Here is a 26,287-nt window from a genome sequence, read left to right as displayed (position 1 = left end):
GCAAAGAGGATAGACTATTTACCACCTAAGTTGGTCAAAATTGCAGATAAATTGAGAAGTGGGAAATTTCCCTACTCACCGACTAAATACCGCAATTAGGTCAAGCATTAGGGGGATACGTAAAGATATACTAACTAGTGCAGGGTGGCAGGGAGCAGGGGGGACAAGGAGACAAGGAGACAAGGGAACAAGGGAACAAGGGAACAAGGAGCCTTGGAGCCTTGGAGCCTTGGAGCCTTCTTGCACTAGTACACCTACCCAACTTCCTTTTACTACGATAACCACGGCTGCATGGGTTTTTGGAAAAGCTGGTTTAGCGATTTTGACAATGCCTCTTCAACTGGGGGCAAGCAAGTAGAAGAATATCCGATCGCAGGTTCAGGAGATTCGCCTAACCGTAATGGTCGCATATTTTTTTCTACCGATCGGGACATTGATTTGTACGAACTAGAAGAACTCTGCGACGCAGTGGGATGGTCACGCCGTCCCCTGCGAAAGGTCAAAAAGGCTCTTCAACACAGTTTCCTTGTGGGTTCCATGTGGGAAGTCAAAGGCAACCGCAAGCGCCTGATTGGTTTTGCTAGAGCTACATCTGACCATGCCTTTAATGCCACTATCTGGGATGTAGTGGTTCACCCTGATTTCCAAGGCAAAGGTCTCGGCAAGGCACTGATGAAGTACATGATTAAAAAACTCCGCAGTGAGGATATTAGCAACATTACTTTATTTGCCGATCCTCATGTGCTCGATTTCTATCATGGCTTAGGTTTTATTTCTGACCCGGAAGGCATTAAAGGGATGTTTTGGTATCCCAATTAATTTACCGACCGAACCGAAAGGCGATAATAAGTCAGCGCTTAATACTATTCTCGCTTGAATCTGCTCCACCTGGCAGAAGAGCGATCGTCATGCCCAAAACTTTTGCCAAAATAAGCTGTAGCAAATTTCCAAGAAAATGGTATACTAAGAAAGTTGCCAACCGGGATGTAGCGCAGCTTGGTAGCGCGCCTGCTTTGGGAGCAGGATGCCGGAGGTTCAAATCCTCTCATCCCGATTCTTTAAGTAACTCCACTTAGGAACCTCGGACACTGATTGTACTAACAACTTTCAGCTGTCCGTTTTTGTCGATCGTCCAAACATCATAATTCCCTGTCACATCCCCTTGGGAATCAAAGTCTAAATTTCCACTAGCGCCTTGATAGTTAATCTGTTGACCTTGGCGAATCAGGGAAAGTGCTTGGCAAACATCAGAAACATTTTGTCCGGGAGGATTAGCTATTTCCCGGATTTTGTCTTTAATGGCAGCACCGGAAGAGGATTTGGCGGCTTCTGCGGCTAAGACTATCACTGCGGCTGCATCCCAAGTGTTCGGCGCATAGACGGTGGGTTGACGATTGTGGTGCGCGGTTTTGTAGCGATCGCTAAACTGTTTTAAAGCCGCACCTCCAGCACTAGCTGAAGTCCCAATCATCCCCGTAGTAATATATCCTCCTTGAGCATTTCTCCCCACCAACTCGGCAATCTTTAAATCTTTCATCCCATCTGTCAGCATGACTTGGGTTTTCTTCCCTAATAAACCCTGCTGATAGGCTGCTTTCAGGATTAAACTCCCAGTTTCCGGGTAAGCAACTAATAAAACCGCGTCGGGATTTCCCCGAAAAGCCGCTGCCACCTCTGATTCAAAACTAGAAGCGTCAGGGGGATAGTAAGTAGGTTTTGCCTGATTTAAAACCTTGCCACCCAAAGGCGTAAAAGCGGAAGTAAAGGAATTTACTAATCCTCTGCCATAGTCATTATTAATCGCTAACACCGAGACTGTTTTAAAACCCCTGGCGCGTGCTAATTTGGCTAAAGCTTCACCTTGGAAATTATCCGGTGGCGCAGTACGGAACCAAAAACCCTGAAAATCACCTTTTTTGGCTCTTTGGGTAAAAATTGGACTAGTGCTCGAAGGGGAAATTTGTACTACTCCATTCCGCACCGCAATATCCACAGCAGCACTAGAAACAGAACTTCCGGTAGCGCCAACTACTCCCCCAACTCGATTCACTTCTGCTAACTTAGTCATGGCAGCGGCACCAGCAGGGGGGCTAGTTTGGTCATTTTCCGCAATTAATTGTACTGGTTGACCTAAAACGCCACCACATTCATTCACTGTTTTGACCAGTAGGCTAGCACTGTCCTGCATGGAAGCGCCAAATTGAGATAAATCCCCAGTAACGGAGAGGAGAGTGCCAATTTTGAGTCCAGAACCCGAAGATGTGTTATTTTGACAAGCAGCGGCGAGTGAGAGTAGTGCGATCGCTCCGACACAAAAGAGCAACTTTGCCACTTTGGTAAACTGTAGTTGAGTTCTATTTGGGTGATTCATATAATTTTTCTCTATTCCTGCAATACTAACAATGTAGTCAACTTGATTCTCTCAATGGAACTCTTTTCTTCACCCCCTAGTCATAATCAGTACAATTCAAACAATGAAATGCTGTAATATCTTCAAATCTTCTCTTAAGATAGGGCTAATTAATTAATATTGTGCGCTCAATAAACTGGTCGCAGATTGCGCCAAGAAAACTATGAGATAGGATACCTAGTTAAGTGTCTGAATGTGTAATTTTTCCGGCTGAGATTCTTTTAGGAGAGTATATGAAATCAATTTTTCGCAAAGGCGCATCTCTGGCTATTGTTGGCGGTACCCTGTTAAGTTCTCTGCTTATTGGTACTTTAGAGGTATTGGCTCTGACTCAAGAACAAATTTTGCAAAAGTTAGCACCTGTATTAGTTTTTACCATTAATAACGAAAGTGGTCAGACTCTAATTCGAGAAGTTCGCAATCAGCAGCAAAATAGAACAGCAAAAGTTGCCGGAATTTTCCTTAGTCAGAAGGATGCTCAGGCTTTTTTAGAAAAAATGAAAACGGAAAATCCCCAACTGGCAAATAATATGCAGGTTGTACCCAGGTCTTTAGCAGAAGTTTATCAGCTAGAGGAAGCTAATAAAAATAAGCCAGAGGCGCTGAATTTTGCTTATGTACCTACTCAACAACAGGTGGATTCGGCGTTGACAGTGTTGCGCCAAAGTGGGCAAAATGTGAATGAATTTAATGGTGTACCTTTGTTTGTCCTGAGCGCAGGGCCTAATAAAAATTATTTGGCTGCTCAACGCGGAGAACAACAAATTATTCCTTTCTTTTTCAGTAAAGAAGAAGTACAAGCGGAAGCAGAGCGAATTAAAAAACAACAACCAGATTTGGCATCTTCTTTGCAAATAGATGTTGTACCTTTGGAAGGTGTGTTAGATGCTTGGAAGAATCGTAAAGATGAATGGTTGAGCAAAATTGAGCTAATTCCATCTAAGGAGTCACGGGATTTATTGCGAAGTTTGTTAACCCAAATGCAGCAAAATAACCAAAATTCTCCGGGGTCGGGAAATCAAGCTGCACCAACAAGAACTCCTCAACAAAATAATCAATCACGCCCAACAAATACTCCGGCTAATAATCAGCAACGTAAGTGATTACGGCTGTCCAGATCCCCGAGGAAAGCAGAAGTTATCGGGGGTCTCGATCTTAATTTAGTAATCAAAAAATGTCTGAAGAAAAAGTTGTTTCTGGTTTAGAACTTTGGCAGTGGCGAAATGCTGCTATTAATGGTGCAAAATTGGCTGATGTTTCGCCAATGGAAGTGGATTGGATTTTACAGGAAGTGGCAGGGTTAAATACTTTATCTCTGCGGTTGGAGTTGTTTAAAGATCGATCGCAAATCCCCCTAACTATGCCCCTATCAAAATTAAACCAATTGTGGCAAAAGCGACTACAAGAAAGATTGCCAGTACAATATATTACCGGAATTACTCCTTGGCGAAATTTCTCTTTAATTGTTTCTCCCGCAGTTCTTATTCCTCGCCCAGAAACGGAATTGTTAATTGATTTGGCAGTAGAGGCAGTACAGGGGTACAGGGGTGCAGGGGTGCAGGGGTGCAGGGGAGAAAACTCAAAACTTTCTTCCTAACTCAAAACTCAAAACTCAAAACTCAAAACTTTCCCAGTCCCCAGTACCCAGTCCCCATTCCCAACTCAAAACTCAAAAAACGAAGCTAAGAACTTCCCCAACTCATTGGGCAGATTTAGGGACGGGGAGTGGTGCGATCGCAATTGGTTTGGCAGATGCTTTTCCTCATGCCATAATTCATGCAGTGGATCAAAGTATTGAGGCTTTAAATATTGCTCAAGAAAATGCTCAACGTTTGGGATTTTTGCCCAGAATTAACTTTTATCAAGGTTCTTGGTTTGCACCTTTACAAGAATTAAAAGGTAAACTTACTGGCATGGTATCAAATCCGCCTTATATTCCTAGTAATATCGTGCCAACTTTACAACCAGAAGTGGCAAATCATGAACCACATTTAGCCCTTGATGGCGGTAATGATGGATTAGATTGTATCCGGTTGTTGGTAGCAGAAGCGCCAGAATACTTACTTCCGGGCGGGATTTGGTTGAGCGAAACTATGGCTGGACAAACTGAGGCAGTAGTAGAATTGTTAAAACATCAAGGAAGCTACTGTAATATCCAAGTTTTCGCTGATTTGTCAGGGATCGATCGCTTTGTATTAGCTTTTCGTTCAGAATATGAATAATTGAAATATTAGTCAAGTAGTTAATAAGTAAGTTAGTAATGAAGGTTTCAATAGATGCTTTGGTAGCGGGAGCAAAATCTGGTTCTGTAGTCAGCTTTCCTACAGATACAGTACCAGCATTAGCAGCTAAACCAAAAAATTCTCGTTTAATCTTTGAAGCTAAAGGGAGGAGTCAAGATAAACCACTAATTTTGATGGCAGCAACTGCTGAGGAACTTTGGCCTTTTTGTAGCGGAAATATCCCAGAATTTCAAGTTTGGCGGGAAGTTAGCGATCGATATTGGCCGGGTGCGTTAACCTTAGTATTACCTGCATCTGATAAAGTACCGATCGAGGTAAATCCTCTCGATCCGACTACTATTGGTATAAGGGTGCCCAATAGTACTATCGCTCGCCAAATTTTAGCGCAAACTGGCCCTTTAGCCACTACTAGCGCTAATTTATCTGGTCAGCCACCACTAGAAACTATGGCAGAAATTGACGCGCAATTTCCTGATGTTCTGACTCTATTATGGGAGGAAGAATTCAAGAATCATGCTGGTGGCGTTCCTTCCACAGTTGCTAAATGGACAAATAATGGTTGGCAAATTCTCCGACAAGGAGCAATTAAGCTACTGTAAGAAGGCTCCAAGGCTGAAGGTAAAAAAAAGCTGATCCAGAGTTCTTTAACCTTTGGCAAGTGGTAAATTATTATTGCCTTGCTGAGCTAGAAATTTGATAGATTTAATTTGGCGAAAGTAAACAGTTTAATATCTAATTTTTAGATTCTCATTTTGATGAACAAACCTCAAGATTCTCAACCTAGTGTTTCTGCTCTTTCTGAACAACTTAAGCTGACTAATGCAGCTTATCATCTGGCTGCGGAAATGAGCCAATTTAAAGCAGGTTTTTTGGCAAGAATTTCCCATGAATTGCGCTCGCCTTTAAATAGTCTAATCGGTCTGCACCAATTAATTATTTCTGATTTGTGTGAAAGTCCCGAAGAAGAACGAGAATTTGTCCAACAAGCTCATGCTTCAGCTTTAAAACTAGTAGGGTTAATCGATGAAATTCTCAATGTTTCTCGCACAGAATATGGTACTAATCGATTAGATATTCAACCTTTACAATTAGCAGAAATTCTCTCTCAAGTCTACGATTTAACTCATTTACAAGCAGCAAATCGCAATCATCGGTTAACCATTGAAGCACCCGCACCAGAAATTTTTGTATTAGCAGATCCGCGCTGGTTAAGACAGGTATTATTAAACTTAGTAGATACTCCACTAAAATATCCAGAACCGATAAATGTACGAGTTTGTGTACATTTAGAGCCAGCAACCGAATATGTTAATATTTGGGTGGAAGATGAACGCCCAGCAGAAGCTTTAAGTGAACCTATAGATTTATTAAAAGGCATTTCAGCAGAAGACAAAGAACCCTTACCTTTGAATGAAGATTTTACCCTTTCACCCGGATTATCTTTGATGATGAGTCAAACTATCCTGGAATTAATGAAAGGGCATTTAGAAGTTATCGCAGTTCCTTCGGCTGATGCAAAATTTACCAAAATTCAGTGTTCCATTCCTTGGTGTAAAAAGGAAATACTTGATGCTGAAAGTTAGATAGTTTTTTCAAACATTTGCTCGATCGCTTTTGCGGAAGCAGCATTAATTCGGCGTTGATTGTAGAGTACCATAGCAGTGCTAGGGTTAGGAAATTCAAACCCCAACTTGAGATAAAATCCCTGTTGATAAGTAGTCATTAAATAAACTCTTTCCACGCGCCGAACGCGGGGATGATCGAGCAAAGTTTCGATTAATTTTCGTCCTAAACCTTGACCTCGATAATCAGGGTGAATTACCACATCCCAAATTGTAGCGCGAAAAACGCAATCAGAAGTAGCTCTAGTAAATCCAATTAAGCGATCGTCATCCCAAATACTAATTACGGGATCGCTGTTGGCGATCGCAATTTCCCAATCCTCAAGCGATCGATTTTGCGCCCAAAAAGCAGCGAGTTTAAATAATGCTTGTAGCTGGACAATATCTACATCTGATTGGCGATCGCAAACCCGAATTTGACCACACTTCATTCCTTAATAACCCCCAGTATCTTACCGAGTTATTTTACTAATTAAACCGGGGTTTGTGTGGTGTCTAAAAACACTGAAATTCTTTTAGTCATTGGTCATTGGTCATCTGTCATTTGTCATTGGTTATTTATTTTTAGTAGTGATGATAATTTCCTACCACAAACTACCAACTAGTTATACTCCACACGGTCACAAACTGTTGTTTTTGATTTGTAGTAGGGGCGAAGCATTCCGGTACATATCTTTAGCGCCAACCAACAAATTATTGCCGGAATGCTTCGCCCCTACTCTATGACTAATGACAAATGACCAATGACTAATAAATTAATCATTCAACCAACGAGCCGCATCTTTGGCATGGTAAGTCAATATTAAATCAGAACCAGCACGTTTAAAGCTAGTTAAAGTTTCCATTACCACCCGTTCTTCATCAATCCAACCGTTAAGGGCGGCAGCTTTCACCATAGAATATTCGCCAGAAACATTGTAAGCCGCAACAGGCAAATTACTAGCTTCCTTAACACGCCAGATGACATCCATGTAAGCTAAAGCAGGCTTAACCATGAGCATATCAGCACCTTCAGCGATATCTAAAGCGATTTCCTTGAGGGCTTCGCGGGCGTTACCGGGGTCCATTTGGTAGGTTCTGCGATCGCCAAATTGTGGTGTAGACTCAGCAGCATCCCGGAAAGGCCCATAATAAGCCGAAGCATACTTAGCCGCATAAGACAAAATCGGTGTATCCAGATACCCAGCCTCATCCAAAGCCACGCGAATCGCCTGCACAAAACCATCCATCATACCCGAAGGCGCAATAATATCCGCCCCCGCCTTAGCCTGAGAAACCGCAGTCTTCTTCAACAATTCCAAAGTCGGGTCATTCAACACCCGCCCCGACAAATCGCCAACCTGCAAATAACCGCAGTGACCGTGACTCGTATACTCACAAAGACAGGTATCAGCAATCACCACCAAATCAGGAACCGCTTCCTTAACAGCAGTCGCCGCCTTCTGCACAATCCCGCAATCATGCCAAGCGCCAGTAGCATCAGCATCCTTATCTTCAGGAATCCCAAACAGAATAATACCCGGAATCCCCAAATCGTAAACTTCCTTCGCTTCCTCCACAATCTTATCCACCGAAAGTTGATAAACTCCTGGCATTGACTTCACTTCCTTAGCAATAGCTTGACCAGGAACAGCAAACAGAGGATATATTAAATCATTCGTCGTCAGAACAGTTTCCCGCACCATACGGCGTAACTGAGAAGAAGTGCGGAGACGGCGGGGGCGATGAATTGGAAACATAACTTTTTTTTAAACCTGATTTTCTTGAGGAGTTACTCATTTAGAAAGGCAGAGGGCAGAAGATTCCAAGGTAAAGTAGAACCTCCAGTAATCTCTAATCTCGTTACCAGGTTCAACCTGGTAACGAACCACAGAGGCTCTGCCTCTGGGTAATAATTATTTCTACAACTCTGCACTAGCTTACATACACTAATAAGAAATCATAATCTCTTTAGTACCCATATAGATCCCCAACTTCTTCAAGAAGCCGGATATCAAAAAAAAGCAAAGTAGGGTGCGTTAGCCATAGCGTAACGCACCATCCCCCCAGGAAAAAACTTCAAAAAAGCCCCCTCCTCGCAAGCGGGGAGGGGGTTGGGGGTGGGGTTCAATTAGCATTAAGCTGTAACAGCTGCGGTTTCTGCTTCAGCAGCAGGAACAGCATAAACGCTAATTTTCTTGCGAGTTCTACCCTTTCTTTCAAAAGTAACAATGCCATCGATGAGGGCAAATAAAGTATCATCGCCACCGATACCGACATTATTACCAGGATGGAACTTAGTTCCCCGTTGGCGAACTAAAATATTTCCAGCGCGAACAACTTGACCACCGTAGCGCTTAACACCTAAACGCTGGGCGTTAGAGTCGCGCCCGTTGCGCGTACTACCAGTACCTTTCTTATGAGCCATTTTTCCTTCCTAATCTATCTACTTCTACTTTCTACTAACTCAAGTTGCTAGTTACCAAGATTATCGCTTTGATCCCCCCTAACCCCCCTTAACAAGGGGGGAACCAGATTTAAAGTCGCCCTTGGTAAGGAGGGAACCAGATTTAAAGTCCCCCTTGGTAAGGGGGGAACTCCTTTCAAAGTCCCCCTTGGTAAGGGGGGAACTCCTTTCAAAGTCCCCCTTGGTAAGGGGGGAACTCCTTTCAAAGTCCCCCTTGGTAAGGGGGGAACTCCTTTCAAAGTCCCCCTTGGTAAGGGGGATTTAGGGGGATCAACCAGGGCTCATAACTAAAGCAACTTGTATTACTATTATTCAGCTGCTTCTGTAGTTGCGGGTGCTTCTTCTGCTGCGGGTGTAGTTACCACTTCTGCGGTTACAGGAGTGCTTTCTTCTTTCTTCCCACCCAGTACTGTACCGTTCAGACTGATGGAATCAATCATTAAACGAGTGATTTCCTGGCGATGTCCGCGTTTTTTGCGGGTTTTCTTTTTCGGTTTCATCTTGTAAACCAGGACTTTGCGCCCCCGAAAATGGCGCATCACCGTACCTGTAACGGTAGCACCTGCAACCAAGGGCTGACCGATACTTACATCGCCGTCATTGTTAACAAATAAAACTTTGTCAATGGTTACTTCGGCATCTGCTTCGACGTGCAGTAGTTCAATGTCGTAAAAGCGACCGGGTTCTACCCGTAATTGTTTGCCGCCTGTTTCAATAATTGCGTAAGTCATGAGTTTTTGCTGATTTGGGCCGTACAGGTAGCTCAATTGGTAGTGGGTGATGGGTAGTTGGTAGTTGGTATGGAAAACCAATTACCAACTACCCATGACCGATCGCCAATCAAGCTTTTGGAATGTCTTGACCTGATCCGAGCAGGGGTAGACAGACAATCTACTATTATCTGTTTTTTTATAGGTGAATGTCAACTCAAAAATTTTCTAGGTACGTTGTTGCGCTTCAGCGCTAGAACTGGCGCTGAAGCGCAACAACGTACTTTAATATCAGCTAAATTTGAGACATCAGTATAAGAAAGGCGAATAAGTAGCAATGGCGACGCAGTTAAAGAAAATTTGGCAGTTTTTAAACACTGATTTAAAAGAATTATGCCGTCCAACTGGAGCAGTAGAAGCTAGTGCAGAGGTTTCTAAAACTGCATTAGAATTTGCTATTGCATTAGGTTTTTTAGGTTCTTCATTATCCCCTGCTAGTATAGCTGTAGCGGGTCTATCTTTTGCGGGAATTGCCGCTAAGGGAATTAGGTTTTACCGGGATAAAAACAACAAAGAACTAACGTTAGAAGAATGCGTAAGTGTTGCTGTTCCTTTAGCTTATTTAGAAAGTTTCGATGAGTTGGCAAAGACTAATGATTTGTTACGGAAACTGGGTGCAACTCCTATAAGCGATATCATTAAACAACAGATTGAACAGTTAGGAGAATTACAAATTGATGAATATCTGGCTAGAAAAGCTCTTTCCTACTTCACTGAATCTGAATTAGCCCAAGCATTTAATCAACTATTATTAACTCAGTTACAACAAGCAGGAATTAATCAGCAAGAAGCTAGTATTTTGACAGGCTGGGTAGCTTGGGGAACTCAGCGACATTTAATTAAAGCTTTGCAGGATTCAGAAGATTCTGTAAGACAACTAACCAAAGCATACATTAGTGGAAATAGTTCCTCTAGTAAATATAGCAGCATCACTACTTACTTAGAAAATCAAATTGCTACAAAACCATTAGAAAAAGTATTTGCTGAAAATTTTACATTTCAGGAAATTTATGTACCTTTAAAAGTAAAACCTGTAAATGCTAATGGTGAAATAGATGAAAAAGCTGATTCTGGAGAAATAGAAACCTGGGCTAAGACAATTCTTGCAGATGAACAAAAACTTGATAAAGTAATGTTTATCCAAGGAAGCCCAGGAAGAGGAAAAAGCGTTTTTTGTCGGATGTTTGCTGATTGGGTGAGACAGCATTTACATCCAGTTTGGACACCAATTTTAATTCGATTGCGCGATATCAGGACATTTGAGAAAAGTTTTGAAAAGACATTACAAGCAGCAGTTGGTTGGGATTTTTCTACTAGTGATGATGGTTGGTTGACGGATAGAAACACCAGATTTTTGTTTTTGCTGGATGGGTTTGATGAATTGTTGCTGGAGAGGGGAAACAGCCAAGGATTAAAAGATTTTCTTTGGCAAGTTGATGATTTTCAAAGTAGCTGCAAGCGCAACCCAGAAAGAGGACATCGGGTTTTAATTACTGGTAGACCTTTGGCTTTACAAGGAATTGAAGGCAGAATGCCACCTAACTTAGAACGGGTGGAATTACTACCAATGGATGACCAACTTCAGCAGCGATGGTTTATTAAATGGTCGCAGATATTTGGCACAGATAAAACTTCTGCATTTCAGCAATTTTTACAAGATAAAAGCTGTCCAGAAAAAGTTCCGAATGAATTAGCGAAAGAGCCTTTATTGCTGTATCTTTTGGCAGCGATGCACCGAGATGGTAAGTTAACAGTGGAAATGTTTGCAGGTGCTAGCAGTGCAGCAGCAAAAATTAAAGTTTATGAGCAATCTTTGGAATGGGTGCTAACAAAACAACGAGAGGAATGGCTTAACCGAGAATTAACAGGACAGGAAACAGAAGGTTTACGGCGCGTTCTTTCTGAGGCGGGTTTATGCGTGGTGCAATCAGGTGGGGAATGTGCAGCAATGCAGATGATTGAATCACGTTTAAAGGGTGATGATACAGCGATTGGGTTAATTCAGAAAGCTAGAGAGCAACATGGAAATGATGCTTTAAAAAATGCTTTGGCGGCTTTTTACTTGCAACCTGCGGCGGGTGATAAGGAAGGTTCAGTTGAGTTTTGTCACAAAAGTTTTGGGGAATTTTTATGTGCTGAACGCTTGAAAGAAAGCTTGATTGATTGGACGCAACCGGGAACTAAACGCTATCAGGAATTTAATGTTTCTACTGAGCGAATGGACTGGGAAATTTATGATTTATTGGGTTATGGTGGGCTGACTCCAGAAATTGTAGATTATTTGATGGCGTTGTTAACTGCTAGTGATGAATTTCGCCCCGAACAGTTGTTTAAACGGTTGGAAAATTTCTATTTCCGTTGGTGTGATGGTGAGTTTATCGACACATTTCCAGAGAACTTGCCTCAAAAAAAGATGTTAGCACTGCGGGAGCAACTGAAAACACTAAGTTTAGGACTGCGACAAGTGGATATTTATGCTGGACTGAATGTGATGATTTTACTTTTGGAGTTAAATCGTTATGCTCAGTCAAAAGAAGATTTAAAAGATAAAATTGCTTTTTATCCTTGTGGTGAGAAAGATACTGATAGTTTTGATGCAGTGCGATTGCTTAAGATTATTGGTTACAGCCATTGTATTAGCGTTACTGCCTTTTTAAAAATGGTTGGTTCTTCTCTCAGTGGCGCAGACCTCAGTGGCGCAGACCTCAGTGGCGCAGACCTCAGTGGCGCAGACCTCAGTCGCGCAAACCTCAGTCGCGCATACCTCAGTCGCGCATACCTCAGTGGCGCATACCTCAGTGGCGCATACCTCAGTGGCGCAAACCTCAGTGGCGCAAACCTCAGTCGCGCATACCTCAGTGGCGCATACCTCAGTGGCGCAGACCTCAGTCGCGCAAACCTCAGTGGCGCAGACCTCAGTGGCGCAAACCTCAGTCGCGCAGACCTCAGTGGCGCAGACCTCAGTCGCGCAAACCTCAGTGGCGCAAACCTCAGTCGCGCAAACCTCAGTAGTTCTAGCCTTACGGATATTTTCGGTAATACCCAAATTTACAAAACAAATCTACAAAATATTGCCTGGAATGAATATACAAATTGGGAAAATGTTCAGGGTTTGGAAACATCTGAAAATGTGCCGCAAGCTTTAAAGCAACAACTAGGAATAAATTAAAATAAAATCAATACCAAACAATTATTCCTTTGGCAATTCTTCTAATGTGGGCATCCGATAACCACGCCAACGTAAAATTGCCCAAGCATAAGCTTTTTTCAGCATCAACTTATCAGCAGCTAAACTTAATTCTCGAAGTTCTTGCCGTTCTGGAGAACTAATTTCACCAATTTGGTTTTTCTCGAACAATTCCTCATGACGTTCTTGTTGATTCAAGGCAACTTTGCTATGGGCAATTTTTAGTAATTCATCTATTGGTAAAGTCTGCAATGATAACAATTCAGTTTGGATTTCTGGAGGTGCATTGTCTACAGAAGGTGGTAAATTTGTGGTAATTCTCTGTTTTTTGCTCAACAGCTTTTTTCTAGAGATTTGGGTAAGGTGCGTTACGCTAGCGCTAACGCACCCTACGAAGGGTGGATAAAGAAATCACCCCTGTAACAATTCAAGGTGTTAAGTTCAAAAAACAAAATGGAAGTGTTTTGATTTTTGAATTATCACTTTTGAATTTGTTAAGGGGTGAGTTTTAGGGGAATTGTAGGTAATTAATTGTTTGCCGACTAGCGACTACCAACTACCAACTACCCACTACCAACTTAACGATAGATACCGTTGTTAATGCGATCGTCTCCTTCGTTAAAAGCAGATTCTACTGATGTAACAGTAAACTCATCCAAGTTAGCTTGGAGAATTTCCTTCTGCCGAGTACTAAGTCCCGGAATATCCAATACATCCTCTACTTTGTCATAAGGCGCATTTTTGATGATCTTCGCACCTAAGTTGGGGTACATTCCCTGAAAACGCTTAAATGCCCGTAAGTTGGTGTTGTTTAAATCAATTTTGTTTGCTATTTGTCCTAGCTTCGCGTCTACTTTATTTCGTAACGCAGCTTCAGCTGATGTTTCTGCCAAAACTGGTACAGAGTTAAACGCCACGCTAGTCAAAGGAACTGCATTAGCGCGTTGAACTAATCCCAGTCCTGCCCAGCAACCAATGACTAGGGCGCATATTGTAAAGAAGCGTAACAATTTTTTCATTTATCTATACCTCCCTCAAAAACTGGACTGATGTCCACACAGCTTCCATCAAAAGATTATTATCGGTCTAATAGTGCCGTCTTTATGAACTTGTATTTATTGAGTTTTACTTTGCATTGCCAAAAACCTATCCAGGTTGGCAAAAGTGCCTGCGTAGGTAAGGGTTGGTTTGTCGTAGCCTTTGAGTTGCACTACCTGTTGTTTAAAACCAGCGTCCTCAACACCTAGAGGTAACAAATATTGATAAGTAGTTTCACCTAAAGCTATATCCATTCCCAGCTGCTTGGTGGAAGATTCCAAGCGGAATGTTGCATTAACAGTATCTCCTAAAGCGGTGTAGTCTGGGCGATCGCCACTCCCCGTATTACCCACCATTGCATAACCAGTATTAATCCCCGCCCCAATTCGCAAGGGAAATGGTAAAACATATTCCCGATCCAATTCCTGTGTCATTTTGTACAGGTCGCTAAGCGCCTGACAAATTTTCCCCACCTCCTCATTAGTAATCGTGCGTCCACTGTGAAACCAAACAGCCATCACTGCATCACCGATGTACTTATCCACCCAACTACCGTAGTCGCGAATAATACTTCCACAATGACGAAACCAAGTTCCAATCAATTCGGAAAGCAGTTTCTCATCTAATTGTCGAGTTAAAACGGTAAAGTCGCGAATATCGACTACCATTACCGAGATTAAGCGGCGAACGTGCAGGGCCGAAGTAGCTGTTAACTCGTCAGAGCTACTGTTAGCGTGTTCTGAAGAATTATCGTTACTGGGAGTAAAGAAATCTAATTCGGTTTGACCGAAGGTAAGATGATCGCCATTTCGCAGGGTTACGGGAATGCTAACCCTGCGACCATTGACAAAAGATCCATTACGGCTTCCTAAATCGATTAAATAAAATTCCCCTGTTTCCATGCACTGTAACATTGCATGGTTACGGGAAATCCAGCGATCGGGGATGACAAAATTATTGTCATCGCTTCTACCAATAGTCCAGCAATGACTGCCCACTAATGGTAGATACCGATTTCCAGAGTCGGTTTTTAGTAACAGATAGGGAACGGATGTAGGTTGCAACGTCACCGGATGTTAGAGAAGCGACGTGGAGTTAGTCAGAGTCTCTAATATTTATACTAATTTAACTGTCTGAAGTCGCATGACAGCTGTAAGTAACAGTTTTGTCAAGCTAATGGTTTAATTCAGGCAGCTGAGGCAGCTAACCAAAATAGGCCATCTACCAAAATCGTACTCAAAACTGCTCCACTAAACGCCCACCAGTGTAACTGCACTGAGCGCCAGGGTAAAGTACCCACGCCTAAGAGTACGCCTAAAAGTGCGATCGCCCAAGCAATTCCCCCAGGGCTATTAACATGAGTTGTGGCATCTTGCAAGATCTGTATTGCTAATTCTGGCTCTACCTGCATTAGCTGCCGCCAGGAAGGAATTAAATCTACTAAGTAAAAATACGTATCTGTAACTGCGGTACCAAATAAGGAACCTAAATAAAACCAGTTGCCTACTTTGCCCCAACCTTGTCTGAGACACCATAACGCAAAGGGTAGTCCGATCGCTTCCACTGGCAGGTGAATCAACGGTTCCCAACGCAGCCAACCCCAATAAATTGACCCCGCTAACCAACTCCAGCTAAACCCTAAAAGCAAGTCTCCCCAAATTTGGGTTTTTGGCCTTTTCAGCAGCACAAAACTTAAACCCACCCAACCCAAGGTCAATAACAAGCTCAGCAAGGGCAACAGGCGCACTAGGGGCGCTTGGATGAATACGGGTACCGAAACTAGGAATGATGCCGCCAGGAAGACTAACCAGGCTTTCTTAGAACCGATTCGCCACCAATCAGTGGCCCGACAAGAGGTGTAAGCAGACAAGGTGTTGTTTAGCAAGATTTTTAATTTTTGTTACTTAAGTTTACCTTATTTAATGTATCACAACAAATATCCCCCTGGGGGGTATTTTTATATTAGCTTAGTTTTTGGAAATAGAGATGGAGATGGCGAGATGGGCAGCGTTACTTCATTGTCTGGTGAGAAAATTTTGCAGGGGACTATTTGACAGAGGCAGAACATCTAATGTAGGGGTAATTCATGAATTACCCCTACATTAGATGTTCTGTGTCAGTCCTGTTCCACTTAAATGATTTTCTACTGCGAACATGAATTAGCCCTCCCCGCCTCCCTACCTCTTCTTCCTAGTGCCCAGTCCCCAGTCCCTAGTCCCCGTTCCCTGTTACCTTAATTCACATTGAAACTTTAAATTTGAAGCTTATTTTTTTGGGTAGGCTATGCTTGGTGGTTATATTGGGAGTTAAAAGTAAAGTAGACATGGGTTTATCACAACGCCAATGGCACAGGTTTTTGGGTATAGGAATTGTTAGCACTCTTCTTGCCTTACCTTTAAAAGCACTTTCTCAGTCGGCGGTGGCGACACCAACAGCAACGACTAGTCAGGTAAATGTGTTTCAGGCAATTGTTTTAGGTTTTGTGCAAGGGGCGACGGAATTTTTACCGATCAGTAGTACGGCGCATTTAAAAGTGGTGCCTGTTGTCTTGGGGTGGGGCGATCCGGGTGTAGCTTTTACGGCGGTAATTCAATTGGGTAGTATTGCGGCGGTGTTGTGGTATTTTTGGCGGGATTTGAAAAATATTGCGATGGGCTCGATCGCAGCGATCGCACACAAAGACTATGAGGCTCAAGAATTTAAATTAGCATTGGGAATTATTTTTGGTACGATCCCGATCGTATTCTTTGGGTTATTGATTAAAATCTTTATTCCTGATTTTGATAATTCTCCGTTGCGAAGTCTAGGGGCGATCGCTACTGCCTCAATAGTCATGTCAATATTGTTAGGAATAGCGGAAAAAATCGGCACTCGCCACCGAAAATTTGACAAATTGGGCGTGAAAGATGGAGTTTTAATGGGTTTAGGGCAAGCATTAGCCTTAATGCCCGGAGTTTCGCGTTCTGGTTCTACCTTAACTGCTGGGTTATTCATGGGTTTGGAAAGGGCGACAGCAGCAAGGTTTTCCTTTCTTTTAGGAATTCCCGCAATTACTTTAGCTGGTTTGGTAGAATTAAAAGGCATTTTGTCTGAAGGTTTGGGAGATGCGGGATTACTGCCATTAATAGTTGGAGTGATCTCATCGGGGATTTTTTCTTATTTAGCGATCGCTTGGTTGCTAAAATTCCTGCAAACTCAAAGTACTTGGGTGTTTATTTGGTATAGATTAGTGTTTGGTGTAGTGATTTTAGGGGCAATTTTTACTGGAGTGTTGCAAAATAGCTAATAGTTATTAGTCATTTGTCATCTGTCATTTGTCATTTGGACAAAAATCGCTTGACCATTGACTAATGACCAATGACTAGTGACCAATGACTAATGACCAATGAGTGAAATTTCTATTCGTCCGGCTTTAATTACCAGAGTTTTACCTGATTCGATCGCTGCTGAGATTGGGTTTGAGGTTGGCGATCGTTTAGTCGCAATTAACAGCACAAAACCCCGGGATCTCATCGACTACAAATTCTTATGCGCCGATGAACTTCTAGAATTAGAAGTGTTAGACGCTAAAGGCAAAACTCATAAAGTAGAAATAGAAAAAGATTACGACGAAGACTTGGGTTTAGAATTTGAAACCGCCTTATTTGATGGTTTAATTCAATGTAATAACCGTTGTCCCTTCTGTTTCATTGACCAACAACCCCCAGGAAAAAGAGAATCTTTATATTTAAAAGATGACGATTATCGTTTAAGTTTCCTCTATGGTTCATACTTAACTTTAACTAATCTCACCCAAAAAGAATGGAACCGAATCGAGCAAATGCGACTTTCCCCGCTTTATGTTTCCGTTCACGCCACCGAACCAGAAATCAGAATACGCTTATTAAAAAATCAACGTGCTGAACAAATTTTAGACCAAATTAAATGGTTTCAAAAACGCCGCTTACAAATTCACGCCCAAGTAGTAGTTTGTCCGGGAATTAATGACGGAATTCACTTAGAAACCACATTGCGAAATTTAGCCAAATTCCATAAAGGTGAAGTTCCCGCAGTTGCATCAGTCGCGGTTGTTCCAGTTGGTTTAACTCGCTTTCGTCCACAAGAAGATGAATTAATCCCAGTTACTCCAGAAAAAGCCAAAGAAGTAATTTCCCAAGTGCAAAAACTGCAAGGCGAATTAGGAAAAAAGAAGGGTAAAAATTGTGTTTGGTTAGCCGATGAATGGTTTTTGATTGCGGGTGAAGATTTACCCCCAGAATCACATTATGAAGATTACCCGCAAATTGATAATGGTGTCGGTTCAATTCGTTTGTTTTTAAGGAAATTTGAGGAAGCAGCGAAAATTTTACCCGCCAGTGTTGCGCCAGAAAGAAAGTTTACTTGGGTAGTGGGAAATGCAGTAGAAAAAGCCTTTCAACCGATTTTAGAAAGATTGAATCAAGTGAAAGGTTTGACAGTAGAAATGGCGGCTTTTCCTAGTAAATATTGGGGACAAAAGATTAGTGTTACTGGGTTGTTGACTGGGGAAGATTTGCTGTTTAATTTACAAGATAAAGATTTAGGAGATGGGATTTTATTGCCATCTTTAATGTTGAAACATGGGGATACTAGGTTTTTGGACGATCGGACTGTTGAGGAAGTTGCTGATAAGTTGGGGGTGAGGATTTTTCCGGTTAATGGGATTGAGGGATTGATTGAGGGATGTGTCAGGTATGGGGCAGGCAGGATGCCTATTTCAGAGGCAGGCAGGATGCCTACCCCACAAGAGGAAAAAAAATGATTGTTTCTTCTTTGTTGTAGCGCAGGCATCTTGCCTGCTATAAAGATCTCAAAGTAATCTCTGGGAAGAGGCAGGCAGGATGCCTACCCCACAAGAGGAAAAAAATGATTGTTTCTTCTTTCTTGTAGAGCAGGCATCTTGCCTGCTATAAAGATCTCAAAGTAATCTCTGGGAAGAGGCAGGCAGGATGCCTACCCCACAAGAGGAAAAAAAATGATTGTTCTTTTCTTGTAGAGCAGGCATCTTGCCTGCTATAAAGATCTCAAAGTAATCTCTAGGAAGAGGCAGGCAGGATGCCTACCCCACAAGAGGAAAAAAAATGATTGTTTCTTCTTTGTTGTAGAGCAGGCATCTTGCCTGCTATAAAGATCTCAAAGTAATCTCTAGGAAGAGGCAGGCAGGATGCCTACCTCACAAGAGGAAAAAATGATTGTTTCTTCTTTGTTGTAGAGCAGGCATCTTGCCTGCTATAAAAATCTCAAAGTGATGTTTGGGAAGAGGCAGGCAGGATGCCTACCTCACAAGAGGAAAAAAATGATTGTTTCTTCTTTGTTGTAGAGCAGGCATCTTGCCTGCTATAAAGATCTCAAAGTAATCTCTGGGAAGAGGCAGGCAGGATGCCTACCCCACAAGAGTAAAAAAATGATTGTTCTTTCTTGTGGAGCAGGCATCTTGCCTGCTTATACCAGCAATAAATTATCTCAAATTAAGTAGAAGCTAAGCTTAAAATGAAAGAACCAAAATTCAAAATCAGCCAAAGAAGGCTACCTCATTGGGAATTAGATGGAGCAGTCTATTTTATTACTTTTAATACTTGGGAAAAACTGGAAATAACTCCAGAAGCTAGACAAGTCGTTCTGAATGCTTGGAAGTTTTTTGATAACAAAAGATATAAGATATACTGCCTGGTTGTGATGCCAGATCATGTACATATACTAATTCAGCCATTACCTAAGTCTGCTGATGAATTTTGGTCGCTTAGTAGTATCATGCACAGTATTAAAAGCTATAGTTCAAAAGAGATTGCTAAAGTTATGAAACATATTGGGACAGTTTGGCAAGATGAGCGATATGACCATATTATTAGAAACGATCGAGAGTTGGCAGAAAAGTGGGAATATATCAGGCAAAATCCTGTTAAAGCAAAATTGTCATCTACACCAGAAGAATATCCGTTTTTCTGGCAAATATCTAATTGAGCATGGAAATATTAAAAGAAAGCAGATTCATTTTTCTGAGAATAATATCCGCAACTCTTGTGGTATAGGCATCTTGCCTGTCACAGGGGGATTTAGACTTTCAGATTATCAATAGTCAATTCTTCAGAGGAGCGATCGCATATTGTTTCAGGTTGTGCGTTCAAATTTCCAGCAAATAAACTAGTAAACGAATAACTATAGCAAACTATACGCTGGCTCCCCTGATTCCGATCGCAGAAGGAAAGGTTTATGCTAGAAACAACCATCTTGAGATAGAAGAGTTTCCATGTCTGAGAATATGGTAGTGATGGTGTTCACGGATTTAGTCAACTCCACCGCCATTATAAAACAGTTGTATCATGGCGACACAATAGCACGCGATCGCACCTACCATGAAACAATTCTAAAGCCGCACCGCCAGCGTGTGGAAAATACTATTGGAAAATATGGTGGGCGCAAAGTTGATACTCAGGGCGACTCATATTTCCTCGTTTTCACTAACCCGATAGAAGCTGTACGGTGGGCAGTTGAGATTCAAACGAGCCACTCTAGCGATCCTATCATTACACCATTGGGGTCGCTCTTAGTCAGAATAGGGATGCACGTAGGTAGCCCACTTTCCCAAGACGATAACTTAGTTGGGTACGACATACACTACGCTTCCCGTGTCGGCGCATTAGCCACTGGAGGACAAATCCTGCTTTCCGAAGCGATGGCAGCATTAGTGCGTGCCGCTAGCATCAATAACTGTAGGCTGCATTATCATGGTGAGCGCGACTTGAAAGACATCGGTAAGGAATCGATTTTTGAGTTCCTTTACGCTGAAAAACAGCCACAACCACTTAAAGAAGGGATCAAAGTTACACTCGATACCAATAGGGAGATTAGCGAGGAAGATACCAAATCAGTTACTTTGCTCCGTGAACAGCACGACGGTACATTGATTGATTCGAGTGGTGAACTGGGAAACATACCCAAGCCAATAAAGGAAAACCGTCCCCAAAAATTTATTATTGTAAAAGTTGTACCTTTATTGCTGGTGCTATTACCTACGCTTGTAGGAATAACTAAGATTGACTCATCTTTCATTCCTGGCTTATGCAATTTACTCGGAAAGTGTGTTCAAGCTAATGAGAACTCTAACCGCACTTTCTCTTGCGGACGTTATCAAAAATCATACGCAACAAACGTTTATAATAGGCAATCTGGTGAATACATCCCATTTATTAACTGGGGTTCTGGTTATTTAAGTCAAAGCCGTTGTCAGACTGTTTCTGACAGATTGGAAAGTGAATACAAAAATGACCGATTGAATTATATTACATCTGGAAGGATGAACGGACAGAAAGTAATTTGCACGGCTACTACCAAAGGTGGCTCTTGCAGAGGATTGTTGTTCACGCTCAGACCGCAAGATGATGCAGACGAAGTTTTAGGCCAAATATTTGAAATTCGTATGTTAGGTTCAAACAGACCTATTGAACAATCAAGTGGCTTAGTAGATAATGCAAAGGAAATCGCAGTTAAAATTATTTTAGAACTACCTGTTTCAACAAAATCTGAAGTAAGAGAAATAAAAATTGCAATCGTAGGCTCTGGAATCATTGTGAATAAAGAGAAGAGTACAAAAACCTACACCGTCCTCTTATCCAAACAGATAGCAGTTGATGCCAATACTAATAAAGTTATCACTTTTGATGGGAAAGAACACACAATTACATTTGTTTCTGAGCTAGGCAAAGGTATAGATATACAACTATTGCAGTTCCATAGTGACAGAGATTACCCTATTGCTAAATTTGGCAATTCTGACCCGAACTAATTGTGTTACAAAGCTTAGTAGGAGGAGCGATCGCATTTCCAGCAAATAAACTAGTAAACGAATAACTATAGCAAACTATACGCTGGCTCCCTGATTCCGATCGCAGAAGGAAAGGTTTATGCTAGAAACAACCATCTTGAGATAGAAGAGTTTCCATGTCTGAGAATATGGTAGTGATGGTGTTCACGGATTTGGTCAACTCCACCGCCATCATAAAACAATTGTGTGAAGAAGACACAATTGCACGCGATCGCACCTACAATGAGACGATATTAGCGCCGCACTCCCTGCGAGTGGAAACCACTCTTGAGAAATACGGCGGGCGCAAAATCGACACTCAAGGCGACTCATACTTCCTTGTTTTTGCTAACCCGATCCAAGCTGTACGGTGGGCTGTTGAGGTGCAAATTAGCCACGCTACCGACCCTATTGTGACACCACTTGGCCCACTCTTGGTGAGAATTGGTATCCATATCGGCAACCCACTTCCCAAAGGTGATAATTTGGTTGGGTATGACGTACATTATGCCTCTCGTGTTGCTGCTTTTGGCAATGGGGGACAAATCCTGCTTTCCGAAGTGATGGCGGCATTAGTACGTGCTGCAAGCATCAGGGGCTGGAGGGTGCATCGTCACGGTGAACGGGACTTCAAAGGCATTGGCAACGAACCGATTTTTGAACTCCTTTACGCTGACAAACAGCCACAGCCACTCAAAGACGAACCCGCAATCATCAAAGTTGCGCCTGATACCAAACAAAAGAATCAAAAAAAGGAAACTCAAAGAGTTACTTCGGGAATCGAGAAGCGCCAGCGTACCCGAATTAGAATGGGTTTTTTAATGCCTTTGTTGCTAGTACCATTACTCGGAGTAGTGGCAATTTTTATGATTAATCCCGCTGAAATTTCTAACTTATGCGATGTATTGCCAATCTGCGCCGAAGATAAGTGGAAAGTCAAATATGATCAAGCAGATAAACAGGCTAAAATAGCTCGCGACTTAGCCCAGACCAGAGATTACGATGATTTGAAAAAAGCCTCCGAGCAATTGGAGAAAGCCATCAAACAATTGGAGGAAATTCCACCAAATGCCACTATCTACGCGGAAGTGGAGCAAGTATTACCAAGGTATAAACAAGAAATAGCTAACCTGAAACAGAAACAGAATAAAATGCAATACGAGTGGAAAGTCAAACATGATGAAGCAGATAATCAGGCTAAAATAGCTCGCGACTTAGCTCAGAAAGCCAAAGATTACAATGATTTAAAAAAAGCCTCCGAGCAATTGGAGGAAGCCATCAAACAATTTGAGGCAATTCCATCAAATGCCACTATTTATCCACAAGTGCAGAAAGTATTACTGGGGTATAAACAAGAACTAGCGAAACTGAAACTGAAACAGAAGATAGACCTTTTTAAACCTCAGAAGCCGTAAGATCAGAAAAAGCTAATTTTTACTAATCTCGATCTTGCCACTGCAAATTTAAGTTAGTAAATTGGAGTTATATTTTCATGTCCACATTTGTCTGTGGAAAAGTCTTATGAACTTGAAATCAACATCAGTTCAAAAGGTGGCGCTATTGGCGCTTACTTTTGGTGCTACTATCGCTTTTGTACAGCCCAACTTCGCTCAAGGTAATGAAAATTCCAACCGCACCTTCTTGTGCGGAGCTTATAAAAACTCATACGCAACATTTGTTAATAATAGGCAAGTTGGTCAATACATCCCATTTATTTACTGGAATTCCGACTATTTCAGGCGTGGTGGTCATGACCCTGTGAGCCGTTGTCGGACTGTTTCTGACAAATTTGAAAGTGAGTACAAGAAAGACCGATTAAATTATATTACCAGCGGCAGCAGGGGCAGACAGACGGTTATTTGCACTGCTGCCAGGAAAGGGGGCGAATGCGTGGAAGTGTTGTTTACACTTAAACCAGGTGATGATGCAGACCGAGTTTTGCGCGAAATATTTGAAATTCGTACTTTAGGCTCAAACAAACCAGTTGAACAATCAAGTTACATAACACGGGAATCGGCAAACGGGGAAACGCGATTTTACGTTGATGTTTCCAGTTTCATCAGAGCTTTGGACAGAAACAGAATCAGACGGTAGACTCAGATTTTAGCCAGTTAATTACTCAAAGCAAAGACAACTCTTCAGAAGCTAAAATCTATGGGTACATAAAATCTGCCTACCTGGAAGCATAAAATTATTGAGCTTGTAGGCGGTTTTTGTTTTGTATAGACCTGCTATTTAGCAGGAAGGATACGAAATGAATTGGCGATCGCTGATATTCTTAATCGGTCTGGGAATCTGGTTAATTGACACAGCAGCACAAACACCAAATTCAGGTTTGGTAGTTAAAGCTCAAGTTTCCGTAGTTTCAGAACCATCACCCCTATCCCAAAAAGAACTTTGTCAAAATGCACGTTTAATCACTGTTAAAGTCCTGTCAGGAGGTGGTTCGGGTTCGGGGGTTTTGATTTACAAAAATGGAACGGTTTATCAAGTCGTCACAAATGCTCATGTGGTCAGGGAAAAGAACAATAATAAAATTCAGACTCCTGATGGTAAATTGCATACAGTTCAATCTATCCACAGTTTAGATAAAGATGATCTAACAGGAGATGACTTGGCAATTATCCAATTTAGAAGCTCTAATAATTACCCAGTAGCTACAAAACTAAGAGAGGCTTTAACCAGCCTGAAACCAGAAGATGAAGTTTTTGCCACAGGTTTTCCATCTGATGCCACTTCTGCTCAGTCTGGTAAATTTGAATGCACAAATCCGGGAAAAGTATCTCATCTGCTGGAAAGACCTATGAAGTTAGGCTACCAGGTAGGATACCGTATTAACATCAAAAAAGGGATGAGTGGTGGCCCGTTATTGAATATGCAAGGCGAAGTTGTGGGCATAAACGGTCAGCATAGCTATCCCCTCTGGGGTGGAAATGATAGAAATAATTATCTGTTCAAAAATGGCGATCGAGTTCCCTTTCCACCAAATGAATTGATCAGTTCTAGCTGGGCAATTCCAATTGAAACTTTTGCCCGACAAACTCAAGTTTCTAAATTTACTATTCCGGTTACATCAGGCAGAGTTTCCCAACCCCAATCAACCAGACGAAACACCAAAACTCCAGCCGAATTATCTCCAGAATCTACACCAAAACCAGATATATTCTAGAAATAACTCCATAATAAATATATTGCACAAGCGCCAAATGGGAAAATTTTTCTATCAGCTACCAGTAGTGTTTATCGGAGTTGCCGTAGCAACTTTTCTCTTTCCAGCAGCAGTGGCACAGTCCGACTTGGAAGGTAAAGCAAAGAAGATAACAATTAAACTTCTTTCTCCATCCCCTATTTCCAAACCAGGAAGTAATAACTTTGACATGGCAGGATCGGGAGTAATTATTGCAAGAGAAAAGAATACAAAAACCTATTATGTCCTCACAGCCGAGCACGTAATAGTTGCTGCCAATCAAGATCAAGTGGTTACTCCTGATAACAGAAAATACCCGATTAAATCTATTTTTAAGCTGCGCCAAGACATAGATCTAAAAGTATTACAGTTCAACAGCGACAGAGATTACACTGTTGCTGAAATAGGCAATTCCGCTCCCAGTCAACTGAGTCAGGGAGCAACAATCTATATCGGTGGATGGTCAAAAGAAAAGCCTGATTCCTTCAGATTTGTTAATGGGAGAGTTACAAATAACAGTTTGGGAACAGAAGACAATGGTTATACTTTGTTCTATAGAGATGCGGCAACAGTAAACGGCATGAGTGGCGGGCCAATTATTAATGATAGAGGTCAGTTAGTTGGCATTCACGGAAGGAGTGACCTATTGTTTGGAAGCGGCATTCCGATTAAAACTTTTTTGCCAATAGCACCCCCAGAAGTTGCCCGTCTAATTCAACCGTCAACTACTGCCTTTGGAGTAACTAATCGCCCTACACAAACACCATCACCAACCTCTCGCCAACCTATTACTGGTAACGTTCAAAGTCCTAGTTCCAATATCAATAGAGAAACCATCAGTCTCAATCAAACGATTAGCGGTAGTCTCTATGGAAACGATCCGATAAATTCATATACTTATGGTAGATTTCGGGATTATCAGCTAGTAGGAGTTAGCCCTGGTCAATCAATACAAATAAACGTCGATTCTTCCAAATTTGACCCTTCATTGCAGATTATAAATGCTGCTAATAATCAAGTGATTGCTCAGAATGATGATAGGCGTGGAGGAGGTCGAAACTCGCAACTCATTTTTACTGTTAAGGAAGGGATACAATACTTGATTCGAGTTACTACTTATTATCCTAATGGGATTGGCAACTACACTTTAAGAACGAGAATTAAATAGCTACAAATAATTATTATTTTCCGCGCAACTACCACCAACAAAATTATGGCAAAATCTAAAAAACTCCCCCATTCTTATGTCTAAAAAAGCAGACATCGGCAGCAAACGCCTAATCAGCCTAGCCCCAGAACAATGGGTAAAATGGGTAACACAAATTCCCAATGTTCAAGTACGAGATATCATCACCTCCGAATTTCAATGGGTAAGTCGTGAAAGTGATGTTTTAGTCCGCGCCTACACTCCCGAAGATGGCGAATTTCTCGTACTCAATGAACTACAATTGCGTGAAAACCAAGGCGGGGAGGGTGCCCCCCCCACCAGAGTTACAGCTTTCTTGTGGGGTGGGCATCCTGCCCGCCCCATCCTCATATAACTATTATCACTTTATTTATTTGCA

General features: G+C 41.9%; 23 protein-coding genes, 1 tRNA gene and 2 pseudogenes. 17 read left to right on the top strand and 9 right to left on the bottom strand.

Annotated features, from left to right (window positions below; all coding sequences use genetic code 11):
- Positions 1-291 precede the first annotated feature (291 nt).
- On the top strand, positions 292-819 hold the full coding sequence (locus ACE1CC_RS24775; RefSeq protein ID WP_413273107.1) for a GNAT family N-acetyltransferase: 528 nt from the start codon (positions 292-294) through the stop codon (positions 817-819).
- Positions 820-980: 161 nt separating this feature from the next.
- A tRNA-Pro gene (locus ACE1CC_RS24770) sits at positions 981-1,054 on the top strand.
- A gap of 18 nt (positions 1,055-1,072) precedes the next feature.
- Here the strand turns inward: ACE1CC_RS24770 and ACE1CC_RS24765 are convergent.
- A complete protein-coding gene (locus ACE1CC_RS24765) occupies positions 1,073-2,371 on the bottom strand; it encodes an ABC transporter substrate-binding protein (protein ID WP_413273106.1) in 1,299 nt (432 codons plus the stop codon).
- A 272-nt stretch (positions 2,372-2,643) separates the two neighbouring features.
- On the opposite strand from ACE1CC_RS24765, the gene ACE1CC_RS24760 reads away from it, so the two are divergent.
- The 4 genes and pseudogenes from ACE1CC_RS24760 (at position 2,644) to ACE1CC_RS24740 (ending at position 6,236) form a co-directional block, all read left to right on the top strand.
- Positions 2,644-3,513, top strand: coding sequence for a Tic22 family protein (locus ACE1CC_RS24760; protein WP_413273105.1), 870 nt, complete (start codon positions 2,644-2,646; stop codon positions 3,511-3,513).
- Between the two features lie 71 nt (positions 3,514-3,584).
- Positions 3,585-4,632, top strand: a pseudogene (locus ACE1CC_RS36930) (N5-glutamine methyltransferase family protein).
- A gap of 38 nt (positions 4,633-4,670) precedes the next feature.
- Positions 4,671-5,252 (top strand): L-threonylcarbamoyladenylate synthase, encoded by a 582-nt coding sequence (locus ACE1CC_RS24745; protein ID WP_413273102.1) that lies wholly within the window; start codon positions 4,671-4,673, stop codon positions 5,250-5,252.
- A gap of 156 nt (positions 5,253-5,408) precedes the next feature.
- Positions 5,409-6,236, top strand: a complete 828-nt coding sequence (locus tag ACE1CC_RS24740) for a sensor histidine kinase (protein WP_413273101.1) — start codon at positions 5,409-5,411, stop codon at positions 6,234-6,236.
- Here the strand turns inward: ACE1CC_RS24740 and ACE1CC_RS24735 are convergent.
- From ACE1CC_RS24735 to rplU, 4 genes are all read right to left on the bottom strand, one after another.
- Positions 6,233-6,706 carry a GNAT family N-acetyltransferase gene (locus ACE1CC_RS24735; RefSeq protein WP_413273100.1) on the bottom strand — a complete coding sequence of 158 codons (474 nt, stop codon included), beginning with the start codon at positions 6,704-6,706 and terminating at the stop codon, positions 6,233-6,235. The two genes, ACE1CC_RS24740 and ACE1CC_RS24735, sit on opposite strands and share 4 nt — an antisense overlap.
- A gap of 324 nt (positions 6,707-7,030) precedes the next feature.
- Positions 7,031-8,014 carry a porphobilinogen synthase gene (gene hemB, locus ACE1CC_RS24730; protein ID WP_413273099.1) on the bottom strand — a complete coding sequence of 328 codons (984 nt, stop codon included), beginning with the start codon at positions 8,012-8,014 and terminating at the stop codon, positions 7,031-7,033.
- Between the two features lie 377 nt (positions 8,015-8,391).
- A complete protein-coding gene (gene rpmA, locus ACE1CC_RS24725) occupies positions 8,392-8,682 on the bottom strand; it encodes a 50S ribosomal protein L27 (RefSeq protein ID WP_413273098.1) in 291 nt (96 codons plus the stop codon).
- A gap of 347 nt (positions 8,683-9,029) precedes the next feature.
- Positions 9,030-9,452 (bottom strand): 50S ribosomal protein L21, encoded by a 423-nt coding sequence (gene rplU, locus ACE1CC_RS24720; RefSeq protein WP_413273097.1) that lies wholly within the window; start codon positions 9,450-9,452, stop codon positions 9,030-9,032.
- Between the two features lie 69 nt (positions 9,453-9,521).
- On the opposite strand from rplU, the gene ACE1CC_RS24715 reads away from it, so the two are divergent.
- On the top strand, positions 9,522-9,749 hold the full coding sequence (locus ACE1CC_RS24715) for a hypothetical protein (protein WP_413273096.1): 228 nt from the start codon (positions 9,522-9,524) through the stop codon (positions 9,747-9,749).
- 19 nt (positions 9,750-9,768) lie between these two features.
- On the top strand, positions 9,769-12,660 hold the full coding sequence (locus tag ACE1CC_RS24710; RefSeq protein ID WP_413273095.1) for a pentapeptide repeat-containing protein: 2,892 nt from the start codon (positions 9,769-9,771) through the stop codon (positions 12,658-12,660).
- A gap of 21 nt (positions 12,661-12,681) precedes the next feature.
- Here the strand turns inward: ACE1CC_RS24710 and ACE1CC_RS24705 are convergent, their stop codons facing one another.
- From ACE1CC_RS24705 to ACE1CC_RS24690, 4 genes are all read right to left on the bottom strand, one after another.
- Positions 12,682-13,014, bottom strand: coding sequence for a hypothetical protein (locus ACE1CC_RS24705; protein WP_413273094.1), 333 nt, complete (start codon positions 13,012-13,014; stop codon positions 12,682-12,684).
- Positions 13,015-13,256: 242 nt separating this feature from the next.
- Positions 13,257-13,697, bottom strand: a complete 441-nt coding sequence (gene psbU, locus ACE1CC_RS24700) for a photosystem II complex extrinsic protein PsbU (RefSeq protein ID WP_413273093.1) — start codon at positions 13,695-13,697, stop codon at positions 13,257-13,259.
- Between the two features lie 96 nt (positions 13,698-13,793).
- The gene (locus ACE1CC_RS24695; RefSeq protein WP_413273092.1) at positions 13,794-14,786 is read right to left on the bottom strand and encodes an FHA domain-containing protein; all 993 of its coding nucleotides are present in this window, start codon (positions 14,784-14,786) and stop codon (positions 13,794-13,796) included.
- A 116-nt stretch (positions 14,787-14,902) separates the two neighbouring features.
- The gene (locus tag ACE1CC_RS24690) at positions 14,903-15,601 is read right to left on the bottom strand and encodes a DUF3120 domain-containing protein (protein ID WP_413273091.1); all 699 of its coding nucleotides are present in this window, start codon (positions 15,599-15,601) and stop codon (positions 14,903-14,905) included.
- A gap of 438 nt (positions 15,602-16,039) precedes the next feature.
- On the opposite strand from ACE1CC_RS24690, the gene ACE1CC_RS24685 reads away from it, so the two are divergent.
- From ACE1CC_RS24685 to ACE1CC_RS24645, 9 genes and pseudogenes are all read left to right on the top strand, one after another.
- Complete coding sequence (locus ACE1CC_RS24685; RefSeq protein ID WP_413273090.1) at positions 16,040-17,002, top strand: undecaprenyl-diphosphate phosphatase; 963 nt, start codon at positions 16,040-16,042, stop codon at positions 17,000-17,002.
- 99 nt (positions 17,003-17,101) lie between these two features.
- Positions 17,102-18,496 (top strand): TIGR03279 family radical SAM protein, encoded by a 1,395-nt coding sequence (locus ACE1CC_RS24680; protein ID WP_413273089.1) that lies wholly within the window; start codon positions 17,102-17,104, stop codon positions 18,494-18,496.
- A 728-nt stretch (positions 18,497-19,224) separates the two neighbouring features.
- A complete protein-coding gene (locus tag ACE1CC_RS24675; protein WP_413273088.1) occupies positions 19,225-19,695 on the top strand; it encodes an REP-associated tyrosine transposase in 471 nt (156 codons plus the stop codon).
- 286 nt (positions 19,696-19,981) lie between these two features.
- A complete protein-coding gene (locus ACE1CC_RS24670) occupies positions 19,982-21,517 on the top strand; it encodes a COP23 domain-containing protein (RefSeq protein WP_413273087.1) in 1,536 nt (511 codons plus the stop codon).
- Between the two features lie 155 nt (positions 21,518-21,672).
- Positions 21,673-22,950 carry an adenylate/guanylate cyclase domain-containing protein gene (locus ACE1CC_RS24665; protein ID WP_413273086.1) on the top strand — a complete coding sequence of 426 codons (1,278 nt, stop codon included), beginning with the start codon at positions 21,673-21,675 and terminating at the stop codon, positions 22,948-22,950.
- A gap of 106 nt (positions 22,951-23,056) precedes the next feature.
- Positions 23,057-23,629 (top strand): COP23 domain-containing protein, encoded by a 573-nt coding sequence (locus ACE1CC_RS24660; protein WP_413273085.1) that lies wholly within the window; start codon positions 23,057-23,059, stop codon positions 23,627-23,629.
- 160 nt (positions 23,630-23,789) lie between these two features.
- On the top strand, positions 23,790-24,704 hold the full coding sequence (locus ACE1CC_RS24655; RefSeq protein ID WP_413273084.1) for a S1 family peptidase: 915 nt from the start codon (positions 23,790-23,792) through the stop codon (positions 24,702-24,704).
- 37 nt (positions 24,705-24,741) lie between these two features.
- On the top strand, positions 24,742-25,890 hold the full coding sequence (locus ACE1CC_RS24650; protein ID WP_413273083.1) for a S1 family peptidase: 1,149 nt from the start codon (positions 24,742-24,744) through the stop codon (positions 25,888-25,890).
- A 76-nt stretch (positions 25,891-25,966) separates the two neighbouring features.
- Positions 25,967-26,176: pseudogene (locus tag ACE1CC_RS24645) on the top strand (transposase); the annotation flags it as partial.
- Between the last annotated feature and the right edge of the window lie 111 nt (positions 26,177-26,287).

Origin of the sequence: Floridaenema aerugineum BLCC-F46 (assembly GCF_041929345.1) — a bacterium.
In the GTDB taxonomy this organism is placed as follows: domain Bacteria; phylum Cyanobacteriota; class Cyanobacteriia; order Cyanobacteriales; family Aerosakkonemataceae; genus Floridanema; species Floridanema aerugineum.
The sequence above is the reverse complement of the archived record's forward strand: the minus strand, read 5'-3'. Positions and strand labels throughout refer to the sequence as shown.